The 24,857-nt window shown below is 32.5% G+C and carries 27 protein-coding genes; 20 read left to right on the forward strand and 7 right to left on the reverse strand.

Annotated elements, in window-relative coordinates:
* The first annotated feature begins 5 nt into the window (after positions 1-5).
* The 8 genes from KA845_RS11780 (at position 6) to dinB (ending at position 9,234) form a co-directional block, all read left to right on the forward strand.
* Complete coding sequence (locus tag KA845_RS11780) at positions 6-1,220, forward strand: CamS family sex pheromone protein (protein WP_210128122.1); 1,215 nt, start codon at positions 6-8, stop codon at positions 1,218-1,220.
* Between the two features lie 360 nt (positions 1,221-1,580).
* Positions 1,581-1,883 (forward strand): Asp-tRNA(Asn)/Glu-tRNA(Gln) amidotransferase subunit GatC, encoded by a 303-nt coding sequence (gatC, locus tag KA845_RS11785; RefSeq protein WP_002509165.1) that lies wholly within the window; start codon positions 1,581-1,583, stop codon positions 1,881-1,883.
* Position 1,884: 1 nt separating this feature from the next.
* Positions 1,885-3,342, forward strand: a complete 1,458-nt coding sequence (gene gatA, locus KA845_RS11790; RefSeq protein WP_021459034.1) for an Asp-tRNA(Asn)/Glu-tRNA(Gln) amidotransferase subunit GatA — start codon at positions 1,885-1,887, stop codon at positions 3,340-3,342.
* A gap of 12 nt (positions 3,343-3,354) precedes the next feature.
* Entirely contained in the window at positions 3,355-4,782 is a 1,428-nt protein-coding gene (gene gatB / locus KA845_RS11795) for an Asp-tRNA(Asn)/Glu-tRNA(Gln) amidotransferase subunit GatB (RefSeq protein WP_002509167.1), read from the forward strand.
* Between the two features lie 175 nt (positions 4,783-4,957).
* Positions 4,958-5,875 (forward strand): diacylglycerol kinase, encoded by a 918-nt coding sequence (locus KA845_RS11800; protein WP_002509168.1) that lies wholly within the window; start codon positions 4,958-4,960, stop codon positions 5,873-5,875.
* A 92-nt stretch (positions 5,876-5,967) separates the two neighbouring features.
* Positions 5,968-7,341: a 23S rRNA (uracil(1939)-C(5))-methyltransferase RlmD gene (gene rlmD, locus KA845_RS11805; protein WP_021459033.1), complete on the forward strand. Its 1,374-nt coding sequence runs from the start codon at positions 5,968-5,970 to the stop codon at positions 7,339-7,341.
* 139 nt (positions 7,342-7,480) lie between these two features.
* The gene (locus KA845_RS11810; RefSeq protein ID WP_021459032.1) at positions 7,481-8,032 is read left to right on the forward strand and encodes a DUF3267 domain-containing protein; all 552 of its coding nucleotides are present in this window, start codon (positions 7,481-7,483) and stop codon (positions 8,030-8,032) included.
* A gap of 128 nt (positions 8,033-8,160) precedes the next feature.
* Entirely contained in the window at positions 8,161-9,234 is a 1,074-nt protein-coding gene (gene dinB / locus KA845_RS11815; protein WP_002509171.1) for a DNA polymerase IV, read from the forward strand.
* Here the strand turns inward: dinB and KA845_RS11820 are convergent.
* Positions 9,231-9,785 carry a 3'-5' exonuclease gene (locus KA845_RS11820; RefSeq protein ID WP_021459031.1) on the reverse strand — a complete coding sequence of 185 codons (555 nt, stop codon included), beginning with the start codon at positions 9,783-9,785 and terminating at the stop codon, positions 9,231-9,233. The genes dinB and KA845_RS11820 overlap by 4 nt on opposite strands.
* Positions 9,786-10,010: 225 nt before the next feature.
* Entirely contained in the window at positions 10,011-10,514 is a 504-nt protein-coding gene (gene ftnA / locus KA845_RS11825; RefSeq protein WP_002509173.1) for an H-type ferritin FtnA, read from the reverse strand.
* Between the two features lie 171 nt (positions 10,515-10,685).
* Between ftnA and murT the strand changes: the two genes are divergently transcribed.
* The gene (murT, locus tag KA845_RS11830) at positions 10,686-11,996 is read left to right on the forward strand and encodes a lipid II isoglutaminyl synthase subunit MurT (RefSeq protein ID WP_103388396.1); all 1,311 of its coding nucleotides are present in this window, start codon (positions 10,686-10,688) and stop codon (positions 11,994-11,996) included.
* Positions 11,997-12,722 (forward strand): lipid II isoglutaminyl synthase subunit GatD, encoded by a 726-nt coding sequence (gatD, locus tag KA845_RS11835; protein WP_021459029.1) that lies wholly within the window; start codon positions 11,997-11,999, stop codon positions 12,720-12,722.
* A 486-nt stretch (positions 12,723-13,208) separates the two neighbouring features.
* On the opposite strand, the gene KA845_RS11840 is transcribed toward gatD, so the two are convergent.
* A complete protein-coding gene (locus tag KA845_RS11840) occupies positions 13,209-14,195 on the reverse strand; it encodes an FUSC family protein (protein ID WP_103388397.1) in 987 nt (328 codons plus the stop codon).
* Between the two features lie 165 nt (positions 14,196-14,360).
* Here KA845_RS11840 and map point away from each other — a divergent pair, with 165 nt between their 5' ends.
* The 5 genes from map to vraR all read left to right on the forward strand — a co-directional run bounded on the left by map (position 14,361) and on the right by vraR (position 17,979).
* Positions 14,361-15,113 carry a type I methionyl aminopeptidase gene (map, locus tag KA845_RS11845; protein WP_021459027.1) on the forward strand — a complete coding sequence of 251 codons (753 nt, stop codon included), beginning with the start codon at positions 14,361-14,363 and terminating at the stop codon, positions 15,111-15,113.
* 102 nt (positions 15,114-15,215) lie between these two features.
* A complete protein-coding gene (locus tag KA845_RS11850; RefSeq protein ID WP_002509178.1) occupies positions 15,216-15,602 on the forward strand; it encodes a hypothetical protein in 387 nt (128 codons plus the stop codon).
* 16 nt (positions 15,603-15,618) lie between these two features.
* Complete coding sequence (gene vraT / locus KA845_RS11855; RefSeq protein WP_002509179.1) at positions 15,619-16,320, forward strand: cell wall-active antibiotics response protein VraT; 702 nt, start codon at positions 15,619-15,621, stop codon at positions 16,318-16,320.
* Positions 16,317-17,360: a sensor histidine kinase VraS gene (gene vraS, locus KA845_RS11860; RefSeq protein WP_002509180.1), complete on the forward strand. Its 1,044-nt coding sequence runs from the start codon at positions 16,317-16,319 to the stop codon at positions 17,358-17,360. Before vraT ends, vraS begins: the two co-directional genes overlap by 4 nt.
* Positions 17,350-17,979 carry a response regulator transcription factor VraR gene (vraR, locus tag KA845_RS11865; protein ID WP_002509181.1) on the forward strand — a complete coding sequence of 210 codons (630 nt, stop codon included), beginning with the start codon at positions 17,350-17,352 and terminating at the stop codon, positions 17,977-17,979. Before vraS ends, vraR begins: the two co-directional genes overlap by 11 nt.
* A 62-nt stretch (positions 17,980-18,041) precedes the next feature.
* Here the strand turns inward: vraR and KA845_RS11870 are convergent, their stop codons facing one another.
* The 3 genes from KA845_RS11870 to KA845_RS11880 form a co-directional block, all read right to left on the reverse strand.
* Complete coding sequence (locus tag KA845_RS11870; RefSeq protein WP_103388398.1) at positions 18,042-19,121, reverse strand: YihY/virulence factor BrkB family protein; 1,080 nt, start codon at positions 19,119-19,121, stop codon at positions 18,042-18,044.
* 279 nt (positions 19,122-19,400) lie between these two features.
* A complete protein-coding gene (locus KA845_RS11875; RefSeq protein ID WP_002509183.1) occupies positions 19,401-19,685 on the reverse strand; it encodes a hypothetical protein in 285 nt (94 codons plus the stop codon).
* Positions 19,686-19,691: 6 nt separating this feature from the next.
* Entirely contained in the window at positions 19,692-20,156 is a 465-nt protein-coding gene (locus KA845_RS11880; RefSeq protein WP_002509184.1) for a low molecular weight protein-tyrosine-phosphatase, read from the reverse strand.
* A gap of 135 nt (positions 20,157-20,291) precedes the next feature.
* Here KA845_RS11880 and KA845_RS11885 point away from each other — a divergent pair, with 135 nt between their 5' ends.
* From KA845_RS11885 to KA845_RS11895, 3 genes are read left to right on the forward strand one after another with little or no spacing between them, the layout of a single operon-like run.
* Positions 20,292-20,495 carry a DUF1128 family protein gene (locus KA845_RS11885; RefSeq protein ID WP_021459025.1) on the forward strand — a complete coding sequence of 68 codons (204 nt, stop codon included), beginning with the start codon at positions 20,292-20,294 and terminating at the stop codon, positions 20,493-20,495.
* Positions 20,496-20,506: 11 nt separating this feature from the next.
* On the forward strand, positions 20,507-21,745 hold the full coding sequence (locus tag KA845_RS11890) for an aminopeptidase (RefSeq protein ID WP_103388399.1): 1,239 nt from the start codon (positions 20,507-20,509) through the stop codon (positions 21,743-21,745).
* Between the two features lie 33 nt (positions 21,746-21,778).
* Positions 21,779-22,306: an acyl-CoA thioesterase gene (locus KA845_RS11895; protein ID WP_103388400.1), complete on the forward strand. Its 528-nt coding sequence runs from the start codon at positions 21,779-21,781 to the stop codon at positions 22,304-22,306.
* 288 nt (positions 22,307-22,594) lie between these two features.
* Here the strand turns inward: KA845_RS11895 and yfkAB are convergent, their stop codons facing one another.
* Positions 22,595-23,740, reverse strand: a complete 1,146-nt coding sequence (gene yfkAB / locus KA845_RS11900; protein WP_245338067.1) for a radical SAM/CxCxxxxC motif protein YfkAB — start codon at positions 23,738-23,740, stop codon at positions 22,595-22,597.
* A 184-nt stretch (positions 23,741-23,924) separates the two neighbouring features.
* Between yfkAB and KA845_RS11905 the strand changes: the two genes are divergently transcribed.
* Together KA845_RS11905 and KA845_RS11910 are read left to right on the forward strand one after the other, a co-directional pair.
* Positions 23,925-24,086 carry an SE1561 family protein gene (locus KA845_RS11905; RefSeq protein ID WP_002509189.1) on the forward strand — a complete coding sequence of 54 codons (162 nt, stop codon included), beginning with the start codon at positions 23,925-23,927 and terminating at the stop codon, positions 24,084-24,086.
* Between the two features lie 82 nt (positions 24,087-24,168).
* A complete protein-coding gene (locus tag KA845_RS11910; protein WP_002509190.1) occupies positions 24,169-24,684 on the forward strand; it encodes a type 1 glutamine amidotransferase domain-containing protein in 516 nt (171 codons plus the stop codon).
* The last annotated feature ends 173 nt before the right edge of the window (positions 24,685-24,857 follow it).

The raw sequence follows: 24,857 nt of genomic DNA on the forward strand, positions 1-24,857 counted from the left end.
AGTGCATGAAACGGACATTATTACTAATCATCTCAGCAATTATCGTATTATCAGCATGTGGCAATTCGGAAGAAAATAAAAAAGACTCAGATAATTCCAATGAGCAAGCAACAGAAAATAAAAAAGGCTCTGTGAAGGAAATAGCGACAGATAAAAATGTACAAGGTAATAATTATAGAACAATTTTGCCATTTAAAGAGAGTCAAGGTCGTGGTTTGCTTCAAGACAATATGGCAAACAGTTACAACGGTGAGGATTTCGAAACAGGCTTATTAGAGTTAAGTAAACAAGTTTTTCCTACAGATGACTACTTATATCAAGATGGCCAATATCTAGATAAAGATACTACTAATGCCTACTTACAGCCGAAATATACTAAAGATGAAATAGACAAAATGGATAAAGATGAACGTGAAGAAAAAAATGCTAATGAAAATTTAGGGTTAAACCCATCACACAAAGGTGAGACGGACCCTGAGAAAATTGCAGAACAATCTCCAGCATATTTATCTAATATTTTAGAACAAGATTATTATGGTAGCGGTGATACAAAAGGTAAAAACATCAAAGGTATGACAATTGGTTTAGCAATGAATGGTACATACTATTATCAAAAAGAAAAAGATGGGGAAACATTCAGTAAAAATCTAGATGATAAAGAAATCAAGCAACAAGGAAAACAAATGGCTAGTGAAATATTAACAAGATTACGTGAAAACAAAGATTTAAAAGATATTCCAATTCATTTTGCCATTTATAAACAATCTGGAAAAGATGCAATCATACCAGGTGAATTCATTGCAGGGACAACTGTAGAAAAAAGTAAAACGAAAATTAACGAGTGGAATGATATTAACCAAGAAACGGTATTATTACCTTCTGATGAAGCAGGAGAATTAGACGACAATTTGAATGAGAACTTTAAACAATTTAATGATAATTTACAGTCATACTTTAGTAATTTCACACAAGCTGTAGGTACAGCTAAGTTTGAAAATAAAAAAATTAAAGAACTTGTTGTCGATTTACCAATAGATTACTATGGTAGAGCTGAGACAATAGGTATTACGCAATATGTAACAGAACAAGCAGATAAATATTTCAAAGATATAGATGAATATGAAATTCATATAAAAGATGGCAACAGTTCGAAAGCTTTAATTAGTAAATCTAAAGATGATGATGAACCACAAGTTCATATTTACAAAAATAGTAATTAGCATATATTCACAATATGCATACAAAAACGAAAGCGCATGTAGTATGTATCATTTCTAGAAGATAGTAATGTCTATGATTGTAAACAAAAGAAAATTGTAAGTTAAATATGTGAGTTTATATTTAAGGGAGTAAGATTGAAGTCAACAATGAACGCGTAGACTTCAATCTTACTCCTATTTTGAATTGAATATGAAAGGCACATCGGACAGAGTAATATTTATTTGTAAAAATAAGTAACAATTACTAAATAATGCAGATGAAGTTAGTAATAAATTGAATATTTATTAAAATACTTAGATTTTTAAGGCGAATTTTGGTACAATTTTGTAATGAATGAGTAAAAGGAGGCTTTTTATTTAATGGCTAAAGTTACACGTGAAGAAGTTGAACATATAGCAAATTTAGCTAGACTTCAAATTTCAGAAGAAGAAACTACAGAAATGCAAGAAACGTTAGAAACAATTTTAAATTTTGCCAATCAAATAGATTCTGCAAAGACAAGCGATATTGAACCAACATATCATGTCCTTGATTTACAAAATGTATTAAGAGAAGACAAAGCGATAGAGGGTATTCCTCAAGAGCAAGCATTAAAAAATGCAAAAGAAACGGAAGATGGACAATTTAAAGTACCATCTATCATGAATGAGGAGGACGCTTAAAATGACCATCCGTTACGAATCTGTGGAAAACCTAATAACTTTAATTAAAAATAAAGAAGTAACACCATCACAAATTGTAAGTGATATATATGATGCAATTGAAGAAACAGATCCTACAATAAAATCATTTTTAGCTTTAGATAAAGAAAATGCATTACAAAAAGCTAAAGAATTAGATGACTTACAAGCTAAAGATCAAATGGAAGGTAAACTTTTTGGTATTCCAATGGGAATCAAAGATAACATTATTACTGAAGGTGTCGAAACGACATGTGCTAGTAAAATGTTAGAAGGCTTTGTACCGATATATGAATCAACAGTGATGAATAAATTGAAAGCTGAAAATGCTGTATTAGTCGGGAAAGTAAATTTAGATGAATTTGCAATGGGTGGTTCTACAGAAACTTCTTATTTCAAGAAAACAGTAAACCCATTCGATCATACAGCTGTACCTGGTGGTTCTTCTGGTGGCTCTGCAGCAGCAGTAGCAGCTGGTTTAGTTCCATTTACATTAGGTACTGATACAGGAGGTTCCATTCGTCAACCTGCAGCATATTGCGGCATAGTTGGGATGAAACCTACATACGGAAGAGTATCACGTTTTGGACTTGTAGCATTTGCCTCTTCATTAGACCAAATTGGACCATTAACGCGCAACGTTAAAGATAATGCATTAGTGCTTGAAGCTATTGCTGGTGTTGATGAAAATGATTCAACAAGTGCACCAGTTGAAAATGTGGATTTCACTTCTACTATTGGTCAAGATATTAAAGGATTAAAAATTGCGTTACCTAAAGAGTATTTAGGTGAAGGAATTGATGAAGAAGTTAAGGCATCAGTTAAAACTGCAGTAGACATTTTAAAATCATTAGGTGCCACTGTTGAAGAAGTATCATTACCAAATACGAAATACGGTATTCCATCATATTATGTAATTGCATCATCAGAAGCATCATCAAACTTATCTCGTTTTGATGGTATTCGTTATGGTTATCATTCACCAGAAGCAAACTCACTTGAAGAATTATATAAAATGTCAAGAAGTGAAGGCTTCGGCGAAGAAGTAAAACGTCGTATTTTCTTAGGAACATTCGCTCTAAGTTCTGGATACTATGATGCATTTTATAAAAAATCACAAAAAGTTAGAACATTAATTAAAAACGACTTCGATAATATCTTTGAAGATTATGATGTAGTAGTAGGACCAACAACACCTACAACTGCTTTCAACATTGGAGATGAAATTGACGATCCTTTAACAATGTATGCAAATGACCTATTAACTACACCAGTTAACTTAGCTGGGTTACCAGGTATTTCTGTTCCTTGTGGTCAATCAAATGGTCGCCCAATTGGCTTACAATTCATTGGTAAACCGTTCGATGAAAAAACGTTATATCGTGTCGCTTATCAATATGAAACTAAATTTAATCTTCATGATGAATACGAAAACTTATAAGGAGTGGAAATAATGCATTTTGAAACTGTTATCGGACTTGAAGTCCACGTTGAGTTAAAAACCGAATCAAAAATGTTTTCACCAGCCCCTGCACATTTTGGAGCTGAACCAAACTCAAATACTAACGTAATTGACCTTGCATATCCAGGTGTATTACCAGTTGTTAACAAACGTGCAGTCGATTGGGCTATGAGAGCTGCAATGGCTTTAAATATGGATATTGCAACTGAATCTAAATTTGATCGTAAAAACTATTTTTATCCTGATAATCCAAAAGCATATCAAATTTCTCAATTTGACCAACCAATAGGTGAAAATGGTTATATTGATATTGAAGTAGATGGTGAAACAAAACGTATTGGTATTACACGTTTGCATATGGAAGAAGATGCTGGGAAATCCTCACATAAAGATGGTTACTCACTTGTTGATTTAAATAGACAAGGTACACCATTAGTTGAAATTGTATCAGAGCCAGATATTCGTTCTCCTAAAGAAGCATATGCATACTTAGAAAAACTACGTTCTATTATTCAATATACAGGTGTTTCTGATTGTAAAATGGAAGAAGGTTCATTACGTTGCGACGCTAATATATCATTACGTCCATACGGGCAAATGGAATTCGGTACAAAAGCTGAATTGAAAAACTTAAACTCCTTTAACTATGTGCGTAAAGGTTTAGAATATGAAGAAAAACGCCAAGAAGAAGAATTATTAAACGGTGGAGAAATCTTACAAGAAACACGCAGATTTGATGAATCAAATGGCAAAACAATTTTAATGCGTGTTAAAGAAGGTTCAGATGACTATCGTTACTTCCCAGAACCAGATATCGTACCGCTATACGTTGATGAAGCGTGGAAAGAACGTGTACGTCAAACTATTCCAGAATTACCAGATGCACGTAAAGCAAAATATGTTTCCGATTATGGTTTACCAGCATATGATGCCCACGTCTTAACACTGACAAAAGAAATGTCAGATTTCTTTGAAGGTGCAGTAAAAGCTGGAGCAGATATTAAATTAACATCAAACTGGTTAATGGGTGGGGTAAATGAATATTTGAATAAAAATCAAGTAGAATTACAAGACACTCAATTAACACCAGAGAACTTAGCTGGCATGATTAATTTAATAGAAGATGGAACAATGAGTAGTAAGATTGCTAAAAAAGTCTTCCCAGAGCTAGCAGAAAATGGTGGCGATGCAAAACAAATTATGGAAGACAAAGGATTAGTACAAATCTCTGATGAAGCAACATTATTAAAATTCGTCAATGAAGCGTTGGATAATAATGAACAATCTGTTGAAGATTATAAAAATGGTAAAGGCAAAGCTATGGGATATTTAGTTGGCCAAATCATGAAAGCTTCTAAAGGACAAGCAAACCCACAATTAGTTAATCAATTATTAAAACAAGAATTGGATAAACGTTAATTGTAAGTTAAATCTATAGTTATTTTCAGTTACCTGCGAGCACAATAAATTACTCGCAGGTAACTTATTGTGTAAAAAATTTGAGTTGAGACAAAAATATATAATTGAAATGCTTTCAACTCGTTTCTAAATCCTTTAATATAGAAGATGAGTATACTAAGTTGAGGGATAAATTATGAGAAAAAAAGCTAGAATTATTTATAATCCAACGTCAGGCAAAGAGCTTTTTAAAAGAACATTGCCAGACGTTTTAATTAAACTAGAAAAAGCAGGATTTGAAACAAGCGCTTATGCTACCGAGAAAAGTGGAGACGCAACTGAAGAAGCCCAAAGAGCTTTGCAAGGAAATTATGATGTATTAATAGCTGCAGGTGGAGATGGTACTTTAAATGAGGTCGTTAATGGGATTGCTGAACAACCCAACAGACCTAAATTAGGTATTATACCTATGGGGACAGTCAATGACTTTGGACGCGCTTTACATTTGCCTAATGATATCATGAGTGCTATTGATGTTATTATCGATAATCACATAACTAAGGTCGATATAGGAAAAATGAATAACAGATATTTTATAAACTTAGCTGCAGGTGGCCAATTAACACAAGTATCTTATGAGACACCTAGTAAGTTGAAAACAATTGTTGGACCATTTGCTTACTATATCAAAGGCTTTGAAATGTTACCTCAGATGAAGGCAGTTGATTTAAGAATCCAATATGACGATGAAGTTTTCCAAGGTGAAGCTTTACTATTCTTGCTTGGGTTAACTAATTCTATGGCTGGCTTTGAAAAGTTAGTACCTGACGCTAAGTTAGATGATGGCTATTTTTCACTTATTATAGTTGAGAAAGCAAACCTAGCAGAATTAGGACATATTATGACTTTGGCTTCTAGAGGAGAACATACTAAACATCCGAAAGTTCATTATAAAAAAGCAAAAGCAATTAATATTTCTTCATATACAGATATGCAGCTAAATGTTGATGGAGAATATGGAGGCAAATTACCTGGTAACTTTTTAAACTTAAAGCAACACATCGAAGTATTCACACCTAGTGATGTAACAATCAGTGAGTTAACAGAGCAATAATAAATGTAATATACGAGCACGTAGTTTAATAATAAGAGGTTAGGTAAATATCTAAAAACATCCTAGCCTCTTTTAGTATGGAGTGAATGACTGTGAATACTATTCAAAAAAACGAAGTAAGAACTGGAAAAGTAGTGGACCTAACACATGAAGGACATGGTGTAGTAAAAATTGATCGTTATCCTATTTTTGTGCCTAATTCTTTAATTGATGAAACGATTGAATTTAAAATTATCAAGGTAAAAAAGAATTTTGCCATAGGTAAATTACTAACAATAGCGACAACAAGCCCTGAGCGAGTGGAACCACCTTGTGTGTATTACTATAAATGCGGTGGCTGTCAGTTACAACATATGAGTTATGAAGCACAATTAGCGATGAAAAAAGAACAAGTTATCACATTATTTCATAGAAAAGCTAATTTTAACTCAACAATTATAGGCGATACTATTGGGATGACTAATCCATGGCGATATAGAAATAAATCACAAATTCCTATTGGGAAAAATAGTGATGACCAAGCAATAATGGGCTTTTACCGTCAGAGAAGTCACGATATTATTAATATGGACGAGTGTCTAATACAAGATGAACAACATCAACACATGATGAATTTTATTAAACAATGTTGTAATGAATTAAATATTAGTATTTATAATGAAAAAACAAAAAAAGGTTTGTTGCGTCATTTAGTAGTTCGTACTGGTCATCATACAAACGATTTAATGGTGATTTTAGTCACTAATGGAAAACAATTCCCGCAAGCTCAACAACTTATTTCACGTTTAATACAGAACTTTCCCCAAGTGACGAGTATTAAGCAAAATATTAATACGACACATTCTAATGTCATTATGGGTGATCAGTCATATACATTATATGGTGAAGATAAAATCATTGATACTTTAAGTGAAATTACATTTAAAATCAGTGATCAATCCTTTTATCAAATCAATTCTGCTCAGACTGAAAAACTTTATCAAAAAGCTATTGATTATGCTAATTTAGCAGGAAATGAAATAGTACTAGATACGTATTGTGGTATTGGTACAATCGGGTTATATATGGCTCCTAAAGCAAAACATGTTTATGGTGTCGAAGTAGTCAAAGAAGCAATCGAGGATGCTAAGCAAAATGCTCAACTTAATGAATTTGAAAATACAACTTTCGTCTGTGGTAAAGCTGAAGATGTTATCTTACAATGGAAACAAGAAGGAGTACACCCAGATGTTGTGATGGTAGACCCTCCAAGAAAAGGCTGTGATGAAACATTTTTAAATACATTATTAGCCTTAGAACCCAAAAAAATAGTCTATATATCTTGTAATCCTTCTACACAACAACGTGATGCACAAATACTTGCAACAAAATATAATCTTACCCAAATTACACCAGTCGATATGTTTCCACAAACAACTCATGTAGAAACAGTGGCGCTTTTTGAACGCTTGACATCTAACGAATGATGCAGTGTAAAATGTTTCAATATGGAAAAGTTTATTAAAACTATATTACAGACAATTTATTTTATTGAATTTTATAATATAGGCATTTATAATCAAAATTGAAATTAATATTAATGTGATTGAGTGAGGAGGGTGAATAGTGTTTAAAGTTAGTTTGTTTTCAAATAAAAAGGCGCTAGAGCGCTTTGCATTATTTCAACTTGCGGTTATTATGATTACCATTTTGTGTTCATATAAAATTGCTTATGCGTATACGCATATCATAGAACAAAATTTAATATTGAATATACTTTTCGGTGTGATTGGATTTGTAGTTGTAGCAGTTATACATGAATTTATTCATAACTTGTTATTCCGAGGTTTTTCCAAAGGAAATAAGCCTATTCATCGCTTCCACTTTGGCATAATATCAACACATATGCCTAACGTTTACTTTAAAAAATGGCAATATGCCATAATCATGCTTACACCGTTAGTTGTTATAACAACAGTACTTTCAATATTATTCTTATTCTTTTCTTATTCATCATTAATATTTATTGGAAGTTTTCATATAGGTTATTGTCTTCTTGATTTATATTTTGTAATGGGAGTATTAAATAATAAAGTGAAATACATTGAAGACACTGAAGAAGGTCTAATTTATTACACAGAATCACCATTACAAGAAGTACAATCAGAAACAAAATAATAGTACAAATGATTCACTCCAACATGTCAGTAGGACAAGCTTTTGGAGTGTTTTTTGTTTGATTGTATTATAATTTAACTGGTTGATGATACATGGATGAACAAATTATTGTGCAGGAGGGAAAAGTTATGCATGAAAGACGAATAATTCATATTGACATGGATTACTTTTTTGCACAAGTTGAAACGAGAGATAATCCATCTTTAAAAGGGAAACCAGTCATAGTAGGTGGTAAAGCAAGTGGACGAGGTGTAGTGTCTACGGCTTCATATGAAGCAAGGAAATATGGTGTTCACTCAGCAATGCCTATGGCTCAAGCGCATAAATTATGTCCCAATGGTTATTATGTAACGCATCGTTTTGAAGCATATAGAGCGGCCTCAAAAATTATTATGAGCATTTTTAAAAGTTATACTGAAATTGTTGAGCCACTATCATTGGATGAAGCATATTTAGATATAACACATTTAGTGAGACCTGACTTACCAGCATCAACGATTGCACAATTCATCAGACGTGATATATGGGAGCAAACACAGCTCACAGCATCTGCAGGTGTTTCATACAATAAATTTCTAGCAAAATTAGCGAGTGGTATGAATAAACCTAATGGCTTAACAATTATTGATTATCATAATGTGCATGATATTTTAATGGGCTTAGATATTGGAGACTTTCCCGGTATTGGAAAAGCAACTAAACAGAAAATGCACGACCATGAGATTTTTTGTGGCCGAGATTTATATGAACAAAGTGAATATAATTTAGTGCGGTTGTTTGGGAAGCGAGGTCACGGCTTATATAATAAAGCCCGAGGTATCGATCATAATTTAGTAAAGCCTACGCGAATTCGTAAATCAGTAGGTACTGAACGTACTTTTGCTACAGATATGAATGATGATGAGGCAATACTGCAAAAGGTATGGGAACTGAGCACTAAAACAGCTGAAAGATTAGCAAAATTACAAAAGTCGGCCAAAACAGTAACCGTAAAAATCAAGACATATAAATTTGAAACATACTCTAAGCAAAGAAGTTTGAGAGAGCCAGTGAGGTCTGAAACAGATATATACAATATTGCGTATGCTTTGTTTACAGAATTAAAAGAAGCGGATGTGCCGATTCGGTTAGTAGGAGTAACTGTTGGAAATTTAGAAAAAACGACATTTGAAAATATGACGATATATGATTATTTAAATTAATCCTTATCTTGTAATTGTTTACCATAGACGTTTAACATGGCTTGTAAGTTATCATAGTGTTTTAATAGGCGAAACGTAATCATAGCACAAGCTTTAGCATCGTTAAGCGCATCATGATGTCCATGAAAATCTAAATTATAAAATTTCATCATATGGTTTAACCCATAACGCGAGTTACTGACAGTACGTCGTGCTAATTGCAATGAGCAAAAATACGTCATAGCTGGTGTATCACAGTGAATATACTTGATACTTTCATGTAGTACAGTCATATCAAAAGAAGCATTATGAGCTACCACTGGTAATTGATTGATAAATTGCATCATATAAGGATATACTTCTGCGAAAGTTGGAGCTGATTTGACATCACTACTTTGTATACCATGAACTGCTATGTTTTGTTGTGAAAAGTAATCATGAGGATTGATGAGCGTATAAAAAGTTTCTACGATTTCATGGTTCACAACTTTGACCATACCTATAGAACAAATACTAGTACGTTTTCCATTTGCAGTTTCAAAATCAAGTGCTACGAAGGCATTATCGTTCATTAGCTTTAAATCCTTTCTGTGTGAAAATGAGTTTTAGACATATTACTATAAAAAAATAGTTCACGAGGTATTTTAACATACAATAGATAATATTTATTATATAATAAACATGAGATTGTGACAGCAGTGCTTAAAATCTGAGTCCTCATTATAGGTACTTCAAACAATAATCACACGTCCCAACCTCATGGTAATGTATCGTATTAATTTATTAGATGAAACTTATTATTCCTCTTCATCAAAAGAACGTGCAGCAAGCTCTTTTTCATATAGATATAACGTATTGTGGTCATCGCCAATACGTTTTAAGTAATCAATATGAGTTTCAAACATTGATTCTTCTTCTACTTGTTCATCTAAGAACCAGTTTAAAAATGAAATAGTAGCATAATCTTTATCTTTGTTCGCGATATCTGATAAGTTGTAAAATCTACGAGTAACATCTTGCTCTTGAGTTAGTCCATCTTCAAAAGTTTCTAAGATACTTTTGAATTCTGATTTAGGAGCTGATATAGCAGAAAATACGGCATGCTCACCACGATCATTGATATAATCATAAATTTTCTTACCATGGAAACGTTCTTCTTTTGCTTGTTGGATATAAAAATTTGCAAAACCTTCATAGGACTCTTTATCACAGTATGCAGCCATTGCCATATAAGCATGTGCTGCAAAAAATTCATGGTTCATTTGTTCATTTAAAGCATTTAACAATTCTTTATTTAACATAAATAACAGCCTCCTATTGGTGTAATTGGTACAAGTATAGCAAAACCATTGTTTTTAGTAAATAATAATAATTACAATCTGTGTATTGTCAAACCTTTTTAATTGAGAATGGTTTGGAAAGCAATTAAATCGTGTTATAATATTTTAGCGAATAATTAAGGGAGGAAACTTATGAGACATTGGACTGCAACTCGATTAGCCAAATTGGCAAGGTCAGCTAGTAGAGCTGTCGGTAAGAAAGGAACAGACTTACCTGGCCAAATTGCGCGAAAAGTGGATAAAAATATATTGAAAAATTTAGCTTCAAAAGTAGATGAAATTGTATTTATTAGTGGTACAAATGGGAAAACAACTACATCTAATTTAATTGGTCACACTTTAAAGAAAAATGATATTGACATCATACATAATAATGAAGGAGCTAACATGGCTGCTGGTATCACTTCAGCATTCATATTACAAAATACGGCTAATACAAAAATAGCTGTTATTGAGATAGACGAGGGTAGTATTCCAAGAGTATTAAAAGAGATGACTCCGACAATGATGGTATTTACTAACTTTTTCAGAGATCAAATGGACCGTTTTGGTGAAATTGATATAATGGTTAATAATATTGCTAAAGCAATTGAAAATAAGGGAATAAAATTATTGTTAAATGCAGACGATCCTTTTGTTAGTAGATTAAAAATAGCGAGCGATACAGTTTTATATTATGGTATCGAAAAAAATGCCCATCAATTTGAGCAAAGTACAATGAATGAAAGTAAATATTGTCCAAACTGTGGAAAATTATTACATTATGACTATATACATTATAATCAAATTGGACATTATCACTGTGCGTGTGGGTTCAAGCGTGAACAACCTAAATATGAGATTTCTGAATTTACATTATCACCATTTATAAATATGGTAGTGAATGAAACCACTATGAACATGAAAATAGCAGGAGATTTTAACGCATATAACTCATTAGCTGCTTACACAGTTTTACGAGAATTAGGTTTAGAAGATGACCTTATTCGTAAAGGCTTTGAAACATATACATCACAAAATGGACGCATGCAGTATTTTAAACATGGGGAAAAAGAGGCCATGATTAACTTAGCTAAAAACCCTGCAGGTATGAATGCCAGTCTGTCAGTAGGTGAAGAAATAGAAGGTAGCAAAGTATATGTTCTAGGTTTAAATGACAATCCAGCAGACGGTCGAGATACATCATGGATTTATGATGCAGATTTTGAAAAGTTATCACGTCAAACTATCGAAGCAATAATTGTAACTGGGAATAGAGCAGAAGAATTACATTTACGATTAAAGCTAGCTGAAATAACGGCTCCAATTATCGTAGAAAAAGATATTCACAAAGCGTCAGCGCTAACAATGAATTATGCTAGTTTTACAGTAGCAATTCCAAATTATACTTCATTAGCACCTATGTTAGATCAGTTAAATCGTTCTTTTGGGGAGGCAAACTAAATGAAAGAACTGACCATTTATCATTTCATGCCAGATAAATTAAATTTATATAGTGATATTGGCAACATTATCGCATTAAAACAACGGGCAAAACAACGCAATATAACAATTCATGTCGAAGATATAAACCAAACTGAAGGTGTAACTTTAGAAAATTGTGATTTATTCTTCATTGGTGGTGGAAGCGACAGAGAACAAGCGCTAGCAACCCAAGAATTAAGTAAAATTAAAAACACTTTAAAAGAAGCTATTGAAGATGGTATGCCAGGCTTAACGATTTGTGGCGGTTATCAATTTTTAGGTAGTAAATATATAACACCAGACGGTACAGAATTAGAAGGCTTAAATATTTTGGATTTTTACACACAATCTAAAGAAGAGCGTTTAACTGGTGATATTGTAATAGAGAGTGACACATTCGGTACTATTGTAGGGTTTGAAAATCATGGTGGTCGAACATATCATTCGTTTGGCACTTTAGGTAAAGTCACACATGGATTCGGCAATAATGATACAGACGGCAAAGAAGGTATTCATTATAAAAACTTATTAGGTACATATTTACATGGACCAATATTGCCTAAAAATCACGAATTAACAGATTACTTATTAGAAAAAGCATGTGAGAGAAAAGGTATTACTTTCGAACCAAAACAATTAGACAATACAGTAGAAGAAGCGGCAAAACAAGTTATAGTTAAGCGCGTGAAAAATAATAAAAAGTAGCTATTAATAAAACCACTAAGTTTACTTAGTGGTTTTTAGATTGTCGACTAAGTTTATGGCTTTGTTGGCAGTTTTTGTACACGCTTTCCGCGGACACTGCCTTAGCCTGTAGTCTTCGGCTAGTGCTCTTCCCGCAGGAGTCGGCCCAAAGCATTGCCAATATAATAATATATAAATTAAAAGATAAAAAAGAGTGATTTGAGAGAAAATTGGGCGATGCAAAAGAACAGTATAGTTTGCTCGATGGACGATATATGGATTCCAAAGTTTTCATAAATAACACACTAATTTGTCCTGCCATGAACCTTAAAAAATTAGCAATGTAGTTAGTAAAATAAATAATGAACGCCTGATAGACACTACTTTTATGAAAAAACTATATAGATAAAATAAACAAACACCACCTTTGCAAATTAATGTGAAGGAGGTGTTTATGTTTTGAAAGTCTAAGTAAGCATACTTAGTGGTTTTACATATGTATTATGATTACGCATAGCGTTCATCTAAAATACGATAAATCAATAAAATTTCGTAAATGATGTGACTTTTAAGTTGATGTTCATCGAATTCATCCAGTCCTTTAACTGAATTTTTTAATATAGAAGCACTTTGCTTTTCTCTTTTGAAATGACCTGTTGCTATTATTTGATTAATACTATTTGCAATGGATAAGATTGCGTATTTTTCTTCAATATCAAAGCCAATTGCTGTGCGTTTAGGTAGATATATAATGTTCGATAAATGAGAAATAAAAAGGCGATCTGTTTGTGCTAAAGTTTGAAGTTTTTTAAATTTTATCCATTCTTGCTTATCGTTTTTATGATATGCTAATTCATCGTTTTGATAATTAATTAAAGTTTCTATTTTTTTGCTCGCATCTAATAATTGGTTAAGTTGTTGGTTTGACTGTTCGGATTTAAATTGACTGAGTAATAATTGTTGCATGCGATTACTATATAAACTGTACATTTTAGACTCAGTCTCTTTAATTAGTTGATCAAGTTGATTATAATATTTTGGGGGCAAGATAATAAAATTGACTAATGCCGCAGTACTTAAACCAATAAAGGCAGTTAGTAATCTAGAAAAGAAATTAAAAATATATGCGTCATGTATACCAGGTATCATTGCAACTGCTGTCAAAGTAGCAACAGTAGTACCTGCATGTAAATTTAAGCGGGTACAAATTAAAATGGTAAACATAGTACTTAACGCATAGGATAATGGAGATTGATCACCGAATAGGTAAGTAAATATAACAGCTAAAAGTGCACCAATAACAGTGGCAGGTAGTCTTTTGTATCCTTTTTTTATTGACGCTTTTGCAGTAGGTTCAATTGTTACGACTGCTGTCAATATAGCAAAAATAGGATTTAAATTTAGCAGCATACAGAAGAGCGCTGTTAAGAATGTTGCTAGTCCTGTTTTAAGTGTACGTGCACCAATAATATTTTTATACCATTTATCGTTCATAGTTCAAAACTCCTAATCATAATAACCAGATGTGTAAAACTGTTTATGTAATTTGAAAAGTTAAAATGTTAAACTAGTATGTATTCTAATACTGTAAGTTATTATATCAAAATTTTTCTGCTATAATAATAAGTAATATAATTTTATAAAAAGGATCGGGATAAAATGATTGTAAAAACAAATGAAGAATTACAAGCCTTGAAAGATATTGGGTATATTTGTGCTTTAATAAGAGATAAAATGCAAGAAGCAACAGTACCTGGTATTACAACAAAAGAATTAGATGATATCGCAAAAGAATTATTTGAACAACATGGAGCATTATCTGCACCTATACATGACGAAAACTTTCCAGGACAAACATGCATTAGCGTAAATGAAGAAGTCGCACATGGTATTCCTGGCAAACGTGTCATTCGTGAAGGAGACTTAGTAAATATTGATGTTTCAGCTTTAAAAAATGGTTACTATGCAGATACAGGTATTTCATTTGTAGTAGGTGAAGCAGACAATCCAATGAAACAAAAAGTATGTGATGTGGCATTAGAAGCATTCGATGCGGCTATGACGAAAGTTAAACCTGGAACAAAATTAAGTCAAATAGGTAAGGCAGTACATGCTACAGCACGTAAAAATGATGTTACAGTTATTAAAAATTTAACTGGTCATGGCGTAGGGCAATCATTACATGAAGCACCAAGTCACGTGATGAATTACTATGATCCAAAAGATAAAACATTATTAAAAGAAGGCACAGTTATTGCTGTTGAACCATTCATTTCATCTAATGCAACATTTGTTACAGAAGGCAAAAATGAATGGGCATTTGAAACAAAAGATAAAAGTTATGTTGCCCAAATAGAACATACTGTAATTGTCACGAAGGATGGCCCATTATTAACAACTAAAATTGATTAATAATGTTCGGTCTAAAGTCTTAATGTAATATGGTTCCGGAGCCTATAGGATTGGTTCCGGTAATTTTTTATAATGAAATCTAATCAATGATGAGGTGGTTTCATGAATTATATTACAACTTATTTAAATCGTGTGTGTCAACAAACAATGGAAGTTAGTTTAAACACATACCGTGAACATTTAGATCAAAAACTTAAAAGTATCGAACGCTATATTAACTATTTAGTGCAAAAAAGGGACTACATAGGTAAGATGATTGACAGTCTCGCATTAAGATTAGAAAATAAATATATCGATATGATTGAAGAAGAATATATTGACTGTGCAGAAGAAATTGAACATGATGATATTGAAGCAATAAAACAAAAGTTAAATGTAATGGAAGCTGACTATGCACGTATTGAGACAGATTTATCACTACAAGCAAAAGAAAAAATCAACACAGAAACAGAATGTGATTTAATCGAACGCATAAGTTTAGTCGCTTAAAGAAAGGTGGCGAACCATGACACATAAGTATATATCGACAGAGATGTTGATTATCTTTACAGCATTGATGATTATAGCCAATTTTTACTATATCTTTTTTGAGAAAATTGGCTTTTTATTAGTGTTGTTATTAGGATGTATCTTAGTTTATGTAGGCTATGTATATTTCCATAAGATAAGAGGGTTGTTATCTTTTTGGATAGGTGTGTTATTAATTGCTTTTACATTGCTATCAAATAAATATACGATCATTATTTTATTTATCTTTTTAGTAGCTTTGATTGTAAAGTATCTTATTTACAAATTCAAACCTTTAAAAGTTGTTGCAGCTGAATCTGAAGTGGACAATCCAGAATTTATAAAACAAAAATGGTTTGGTGAACAACGTACACCTGTGTATGTATACAAATGGGAAGATTTACAAATACAACATGGTATTGGCGACATACACATTGATATGACAAAAGCAGCCAACATTAAAGAAAATAATACTATTGTAGTAAGACAACTCATTGGTCGCATTCAAATTATCGTACCACTTAATTACAATTTGAATTTCCATTTTAGTGCTTTGTACGGCAATGCTTATCTCAATGATAAATCATATAAAATTGAAAATAATAACATTAAAATTAATGAAGAAACCAAAGAAGAAAATTACAATGTAAATATATACGTATCTAGTTTAATAGGAGATGTTGAGGTGATTTATAGATGAATCACTACATTAGAGCAATAGGCTCTATGCTAATATTAGTATATAGTACATTAATTGCTTTTTTCTTTATAGATAAAATATTTGTAAATATTATGTATTTTCAAGGTATGTTTTATACCCAAATATTTGGTATTCCAGTATTTTTATTTTTAAATTTGCTCATAATTTTATTATGTATCATTGTAGGATCGGTTTTAGCTTATAAAATAAACCAGCAAAACCATTGGCTACAAACACAAATTGAACGTTCAATTGAAGGAGAAACAGTAGGGATTAATGACCAAGATATAGAACTTTATAATGAAACTATAGAGCTCTATCAAACGTTAGTTCCACTCAATCAAGAAGTACATAAACTGCGAATGAAGACCCAAAATTTAACAAATGAATCTTATAATTTAAACGATGTCAAAGTTAAAAAAATAATCGAAGATGAACGACAAAGATTGGCTAGGGAATTACATGATTCAGTGAGTCAGCAACTTTTTGCAGCTAGCATGATGTTATCAGCTATCAAAGAATCTCAATTAACACCACCTTTAGATCAACAAATCCCTACATTAGAAAAAATGGTACAAGATTCTCAACTAGAAATGAGAGCATTATTACTACATTTAAGACCAATTGGTTTAAAAGATAAGTCTCTCGGAGAAGGTATTAAAGATTTAGTTGTCGATTTACAGAAAAAAGTACCAATGAAGGTCATACATGACATTGAAGATTTTACTGTACCTAAAGGTATTGAAGATCATTTGTTTCGTATTACGCAAGAAGCGATATCCAATACATTACGTCATTCCAACGGTACAAAAGTAACAATTGAATTATTTAATCAAGAAGCATATTTATTATTACGTATTCAAGATAACGGTATTGGTTTTAACGTAGATGATAAAGCTGAACAAAGTTATGGATTGAAAAATATGCGGGAGCGTGCATTAGAAATAGGTGCCACATTCCATATTGTATCGCTGCCTGATTCAGGTACTAGAATAGAAGTGAAAGCACCATTAGATAAGGAGGATATAGATGCCAATTAAAGTATTATTTGTAGATGACCATGAAATGGTTCGGATTGGAATTTCTAGTTATTTATCAACACAACAAGATATAGAAGTAGTAGGCGAAGGTAAGTCAGGTAATGAAGCAATTGAATTAGCACATAAGTTACAACCCGATTTAATATTAATGGATTTAGTTATGGATGATATGGATGGGGTAGATGCAACTGCGCAAGTAAAAAAAGACTTACCGCAAATTAAAGTAGTTATGTTAACAAGTTATATAGAAGATAATGAAGTATATCGTGCGTTAGATTCAGGTGTAGATAGCTATATTTTAAAAACTACAAGTGCAAGTGATATTGCCGAAGCGGTGCGTAAGACATATCATGGTGAGGCTGTGTTTGAAGCAGAAGTATTAGTGAAAATGCGTAATCGTATGAAACAACGTGCTGAGCTTTATGAGATGTTGACAGAGCGAGAGATGGAAATATTATTGTTAATTGCTAAAGGTTATTCTAACCAAGAAATTGCTAGCGCATCACACATTACTATTAAAACAGTTAAAACACACGTAAGTAATATATTAAGTAAATTAGAAGTACAAGACCGTACACAAGCAGTAATCTATGCATTCCAACATAATTTAATTCAATAAAAAAAGCAGGTCACCGGCATTTTAGATAAATGCGAGGTGACCTGCTTTTTTTATTATATAACTTAAGAAAAATTAGCTTTGTCATCTTTATTTTGTTCAATAGCTTGCATTGTGCGTTCTTCAGGTGTTGGTCCTGAGATAATTTTACGTTGGTGAATAATTGCATTAATTTCAGCACCGATAATAATAATAAAACCAGTAATATATAACCAAAGCATTAAAATGATAATCCCTGCAATACTACCGTATGTTTTAGAATAATTCGAGAAATTAGAAACGTAATAGCCGAATAAAAATGACCCTACTATAAAGACAATCGTCGCAAATACAGCTCCTGGAATAACAGAAGATATTTTAATTTTGACATTAGGGGCTAATGTATATAGCACCATAAATGCCAATAAGACGATAATAAATGGTAACACAATACGAACAATACTAAAGAGCCAACTGATTTGTTCTCCTAGACCTAGAGGTCCAAATAATAATGAACCAATTTGTTCGCCAAATGCTGGTAAAATCATGGCAATTGGTAAAATAATAATCATGGCTAATGTGAAAACGACGCTTAATAATTTAGCAACGACGAAATTACGACTATCTTCAACATCATAGGCAACATTAAATGAATTCATTAATGCTGTCATACCGTTAGATGCAGACCACAGAGATAAAATTAAACCAACAGATAGTAAGCCGCCACTGGCATTATCCATTATGTCTGATATTAAATGAGATACTTGTTCAGCATAGTCGGGTGGCACGTTTTGGCTTATCATATTTTGAATTGTTTCTTGCTTTACGCCAACTACAGGTACGATTGTTAATAGAAAGATTAACATTGGGAAAAGAGAAAGCATAAAGTAATATGATAATTGTGCCGCTAAACCAGATGCATCGTCTTTACCAATTCGATAAACTAAATACGACAAAAAGTTCGAATCTTTTGTATATTTGGCTGGCTTATTTATACGTGAGACAAAGAATGCTTGGTTGTCTTTTTTAGTATCTTTGGAGTGGAATTCATTAGGTGTAACGTATGTACGATCAGTTTCAACCTTGTTAGACTTGTTATTTTTATTATGTTCCTTATTTTTAATAGAATTTAAAAATTTAGAAGTTGTAGGTTTGTTCTTTGACATATCTGATCTCCTTAACTTTTTAATAACTACTAATAATATACTGTATAAATTAAAATAGGTAAATACATTATTATGATATTAAAAAATAATTGTTAACCATATAAAATTTTAAGACAATGTAAATAATAACAGTGCGATAATTGTTTAGTAAAAGGCTGGGACATTATAAATGTTCCAGCCTTAATGAATGTATTGAATATAAATTCTATGCTCAAGATTAAAGCACGAGCTTGTTAAATACGTGATCAAGTCATTGCATAGCTCATGCTATAGAGAAACTTAACCATTAAGACGGTTATTTTTCTTTTCTACAAATGTATCTTTAGCATCTTTTAAAGATTTTTCTAATTCAGGATTATTACGTCTGATTTCTTCAATCGCATCTTTCCAATATAGAACTTCATCTTTAATATTGCTAATTGCAGATGGTTTGCTTTGACGGTTACCGTTTTTAGCATCTTGAATAGATTGTTTTAATGATTCACGTGTTGATTTGTCAGCTAAAGTAGCTGCGCCGCCAATAACTGCACCTAATAATATACCTGGAACTAATTTATTTTTCATTGTGTGTTACCCCTCTCTTAAGTTAGCGTCTTTTACAATATAATCAATTAAGTTATCACAAGCTGATTGTACCATTTCAAAAACACCTTCAAAGTTATTAGTGTAATAAGGATCTGGTACATCACTTTCTTCCATACTACTAAATTCTAGTAATTTGAACAACTTTCCTTTGATAGATGGATTAATTTTTTTAATATTTTCGACATTACTTTGGTCCATCGCTATAATATAGTCGAAATCATCATTCGGTTCAAACAATTCACTAATCATTCCATCAGTTGGAATATTTTGACTTTGCAATATTTGTTGCGTACCTTCGTGTGGTGGTTGACCTAAATTCCATTTACCCGTTCCACGAGATTTTACACGTATCCCCGTGATGTTTCTATCTTGTAAGCGTTGCTTCATAATACCTTCTGCCATCGGAGAACGGCAAATATTGCCTAAACAGACAAATGCAACTGTTACCATAACTGATTACCTCCATATTAATTACTACATACACCTATTTTACCGGTTTTTTAAGTATTTCTAAAGCTGAATCGTAATAAAAATTTTACATGATTGCATTATTTGATAAAATAAATTGATAAAGAGGTGATATAAATGACTAATAAAAATGAACAAATGATAATAGAAATTAGAGAGCGTCTAAATTTAGTTAATCAAAGCGTCATTGACCCAGCTAAATTTGAAGATGCAGATGAAAAAGAAATACAGGAAATTCATAGTTATGTAACAACGAAATCTTCATTTACACCAAGTGAAGCGACTGCTATTGCGGATGCATTAGGCCAAATACGTAAATAAGGAGTGTTAGCATGTCTGACTTACAATATAAATTACAACAATACGCTCAACTATTAGTTGATGTAGGAATGAATGTACAACAAAATCAACCAGTATATATTCGCTCTAGTGTTGATGCATTAGAATTAACGCATTACATAGTTGAAGCAGCTTATAAAAGAGGTGCTTCAGATGTCAAAGTCGAATACAGTGATGATCGTTTGACACGTTTAAAATTTGAACATGAAACAACTGAACATTTTGAACATAATGAAGTTAAATCTTATGAAGTAGATAAAAGAATGGATTATGCACAACGTGGTGCTGCAAATTTAGCACTTATAACGCAAGATCCGGAATTATTAAATGGCATTGAAGCTGACAAATTAGCAACATTTCAAAAGGAATATAGTCTTGCATATAAAGGATATATGGAAGCAAGTCAAAAAAATGAATTTCCGTGGTGTGTTGCAGCATACCCGTCTAAAGCTTGGGCCAAAAAAGTATATCCTGAATTATCCGAAGAAGAGGCATATTCTAAGTTTATTGATGAAGTACTCGATATTGTAAGAGTGGATGGTAATGATCCTACTGAAAATTGGCAACAACATGTCGCTAATTTAAGTAAACATGCTGAAAGATTACAAGCTAAAAATTATTCGGTATTAAGATATGAATCAGAAGGTACAGATTTAACTATTGGTTTACCAGAGGGGCATATATGGGAAGATGCTACGAGTTATACAAGTAATGGACAAGCCTTTGTCGCTAATATACCAACTGAAGAAGTGTTTACTGCACCACATCGTGAACGTGTTAATGGCTATGTTACGAATAAATTACCATTAAGTCATAATGGAAATATTATAGATGGCTTTAAGTTAACTTTTAAAGATGGAGTAGTAGTTGATGTTGTTGCAGAACAGGGTGAAGAAGCTTTGAAAACTTTATTATCTACAGATGAGGGCGCTAAGCGCTTAGGCGAAGTTGCTTTAGTGCCAGATGATTCACCGATTTCTAATCGTAATACTGTGTTTTTCAATACACTGTTTGATGAAAATGCTTCTTGTCATATCGCATTAGGTTCAGCATATGGTTTCAATATTGAAAATGGAACAGAAATGACAACTGAAGAAAAAGTTGCGAGTGGATTAAACGACTCATTGATTCATGTTGATTTTATGATTGGTAGTGCTGACTTAACTATCTATGGAATCACACAAGATGGAACAGAAGAACTTGTTTTTGAACAAGGTAATTGGGCTAAGTAAGCATAATAGTTAATTCACGCACGGGGAAGGGAAATGATTATGAAAAATAGAGCAAGCAAACCAATGTCTGAAGCTAGAAGCGTTAAAGCTCGACAAGTATTTCCACAGGACACGAATCATCACCATACAATGTTTGGTGGCACATTAATGGCCAATATTGATGAGATTGCCGCCATTACTGCTATGAAACATGCAAATGCACAAGTTGTAACAGCATCAACGGACTCTGTAGACTTTTTAATGCCGATTAAAACAGGTGCAATTTTATCATATGAGTCAATGGTTAGTTACGCTGGTAGCACATCAATGGAAGTATGTGTTCAAATTATAATTGAAGATTTAATTAAAGGTGAGCGCCAATTAGGAGCATTAAGTTTTCTTACTTTTGTCGCTTTGGATGATGATGGAAAGCCAACAACCATTCCTGAAGTGTATCCGGAAACAGAAACAGAAAAATGGTTTTACGACTCTGCTAATATTCGAGTTAAACGTAGAAAAGAGCGTAGAATCGAAAGTAAAGATACAATTGAATTTTTAGAGAAAGTACAACACATAGAATAGTTAGTAAAAATTAAAGTAGAAGAGAGTGGGGCAGCAAACTGATGTTATTTAACACATTTTCGTCCTACCTTGGAAAATGAGAGGCCGAGTCAATCCAATGATATCTCGGCATTTAAAACATAACCAAACCTTAGGTGAATTCACTTAAGGTTTGGTTATTTATATCTATTGATTTATTTTTTGTTTCATATGGGCAGTGCTTACGAAAAGCGTACACAAAGACTGCCAACAAATTTATTGACAGTCTTTGAAGTGGGACAAATCAATGATATCCCAGATATTTTATAATTAATTATATAGTTGATGCATACGTTTTTCATTTTCTTTAAAGTTTGTCGTTGGATAATACATATCTTTAACTAAAACGTTAGGACCTAAACATTTAAATGCAGGACAATGACAATTTAAACTTTGTGCTAATGAAGAATTTAACCATTTATCGAAAACCGTAGGCAAATTATTATGTTTGATGTTAGATATAGTACCTGTCTCATCACCAAAATCAGTTACTATCACATTACCCGTAAATACATTTACGTTTAAACGATTACGACCATCCGGATCATTTCGCATAGTGACATTTTTACTTTGACGCAGGCGGTGTAATAAAGCTTGGTCGTCATCATCCTTTATACATGGATAAATAGGTAGTGTGCCAAATAGCATCCAAGTGTTTTCGTCTCGCATATCGAGTAACTGATGAATCGCTTGTTTCATCTCTTTTAAGGACAAAACATTTAAGTCACTGGCAAAATCCGCGGGATACATCGGATGGATTTCGTGTCTACTACATTTCATATCTTTCACAATTTCGTTATGTATCTTTGTTAAATAGGGTAAAGTACTTTGATTTAACATTGTTTCTGCTGAAATAAACATGCCTTGATCAGATAAGGTTTGAGCGTTATTGAGCATTTGGTCATAAAGTTTGAGCTTGGCTTTTAAAGGTGGTTGTTTTTCCATTGCTCCAAATCCTACTGTTGCAAATTCATCTAAAGTCCCCCAATTATGCGAGATATGCATTACGTCGATATATTCTGCAATGTCTAAATAACGATCTTGAGGTAACGTAAGATTGGAATTCATTTGTACATAAACCCCTCGATCATAGGCATATTTCAATAATGGTTTAACTACTTGCTTGATAGATTTTTTTGAAAACATCGGTTCTCCACCAGTAATCGACATCGTTTTTAAATGTGGGATTTCATCTAAACGACGATAAATAATGTCCATAGGTAAGGGGTCAGGATCTTGCGTTTGTAGTGTATAACCAACAGCACAGTGACTACAACGCATATTACATAGGTTTGTAGTGGTAAACTCTATATTACTTAAAGTGAGTTGATTATGCATATCGATATCTGTATAGGCTTCCCAAGGGTCATTGTTTATGCTAATGGGCTGTTTAGTACGGATTTGGTGTATCGTCATTTCTAATCCTTCTTTCCTTCATATTCATTTTATCTGTTCTATTGTAAACAAAATCCAATGCGACTGTATACCACATAACGTCAAAAAGTTGTAAAAATTAAACTGTAATATAATATATCGGCTATCATTATTAGTTCAGAACATGTTAATATGTAATTATCATATATAAAGGAGTTAACATTCAATGGATGAAAATCAAACTATGAATCAAATCAAAAATAGATTAGAGCAATTTATTGATGACATTGATCACGTAAATCCTAACGAAGTTAAAGTTGAAGATATAGATGAGTGGATTGGTTTATTAGATCAACTAGAAGAAAAAGTTAAATCAGTATCTAAGTAAAGAAGTAATACCGATAATGTTTAAAAATTGTCTTTTTTGGTTATATCATATTATATAACGGCAAAGAGAAAGGTGATTTTAAATGGCAAAAAAAGTAGCAATTATACTTGCAAATGAATTTGAAGATATTGAATTAACAAGTCCAAAAGAAGCAATCGAAGAAGCTGGCCATGAAACAGTGATAATTGGCGATGTTGCTAACCATGAAGTAGTAGGTAAACATGGCGAAAAAGTAACGATTGATGTAAGCATTGCTGATGCTAAACCTGAAGACTATGATGGTTTATTAATTCCTGGAGGATTTGCACCTGACCATTTAAGAGGTGACGAAGAAGGAAGATATGGCACATTTGCTAAATATTTCACGAAAAATGACGTGCCAGCATTTGCGATTTGCCATGGACCTCAAATACTCATAGATACTGATGATTTAAAAGGAAGAACGTTAACTGCAGTGTTAAATGTGAGAAAAGATCTTTCAAACGCTGGGGCACAAGTTGTAGATGAATCAGTAGTTGTAGATAACAATATCGTTACAAGTCGTACACCTGACGACTTAGATGACTTTAATAAAGCAATTGTTGAGCAATTAAAATAACAATCGTTAACAAAATTTAATTTAAATATTCATTATGGATTTAAGAGGCTAGGACAATATTGATACGTCCTAGTCTCTTTTCATATTGGCAGTAGCTGACTGCATTGAAAATGCGATTCAAACCAAGCTTGTTTCAATACTAGCCATCCTTTCCGGGGTGGGAAGACGAAATC

Source organism: Staphylococcus sp. GDX8P114P-2 (assembly GCF_017892945.1).
Classification (GTDB): Bacteria; Bacillota; Bacilli; order Staphylococcales; family Staphylococcaceae; genus Staphylococcus; species Staphylococcus arlettae.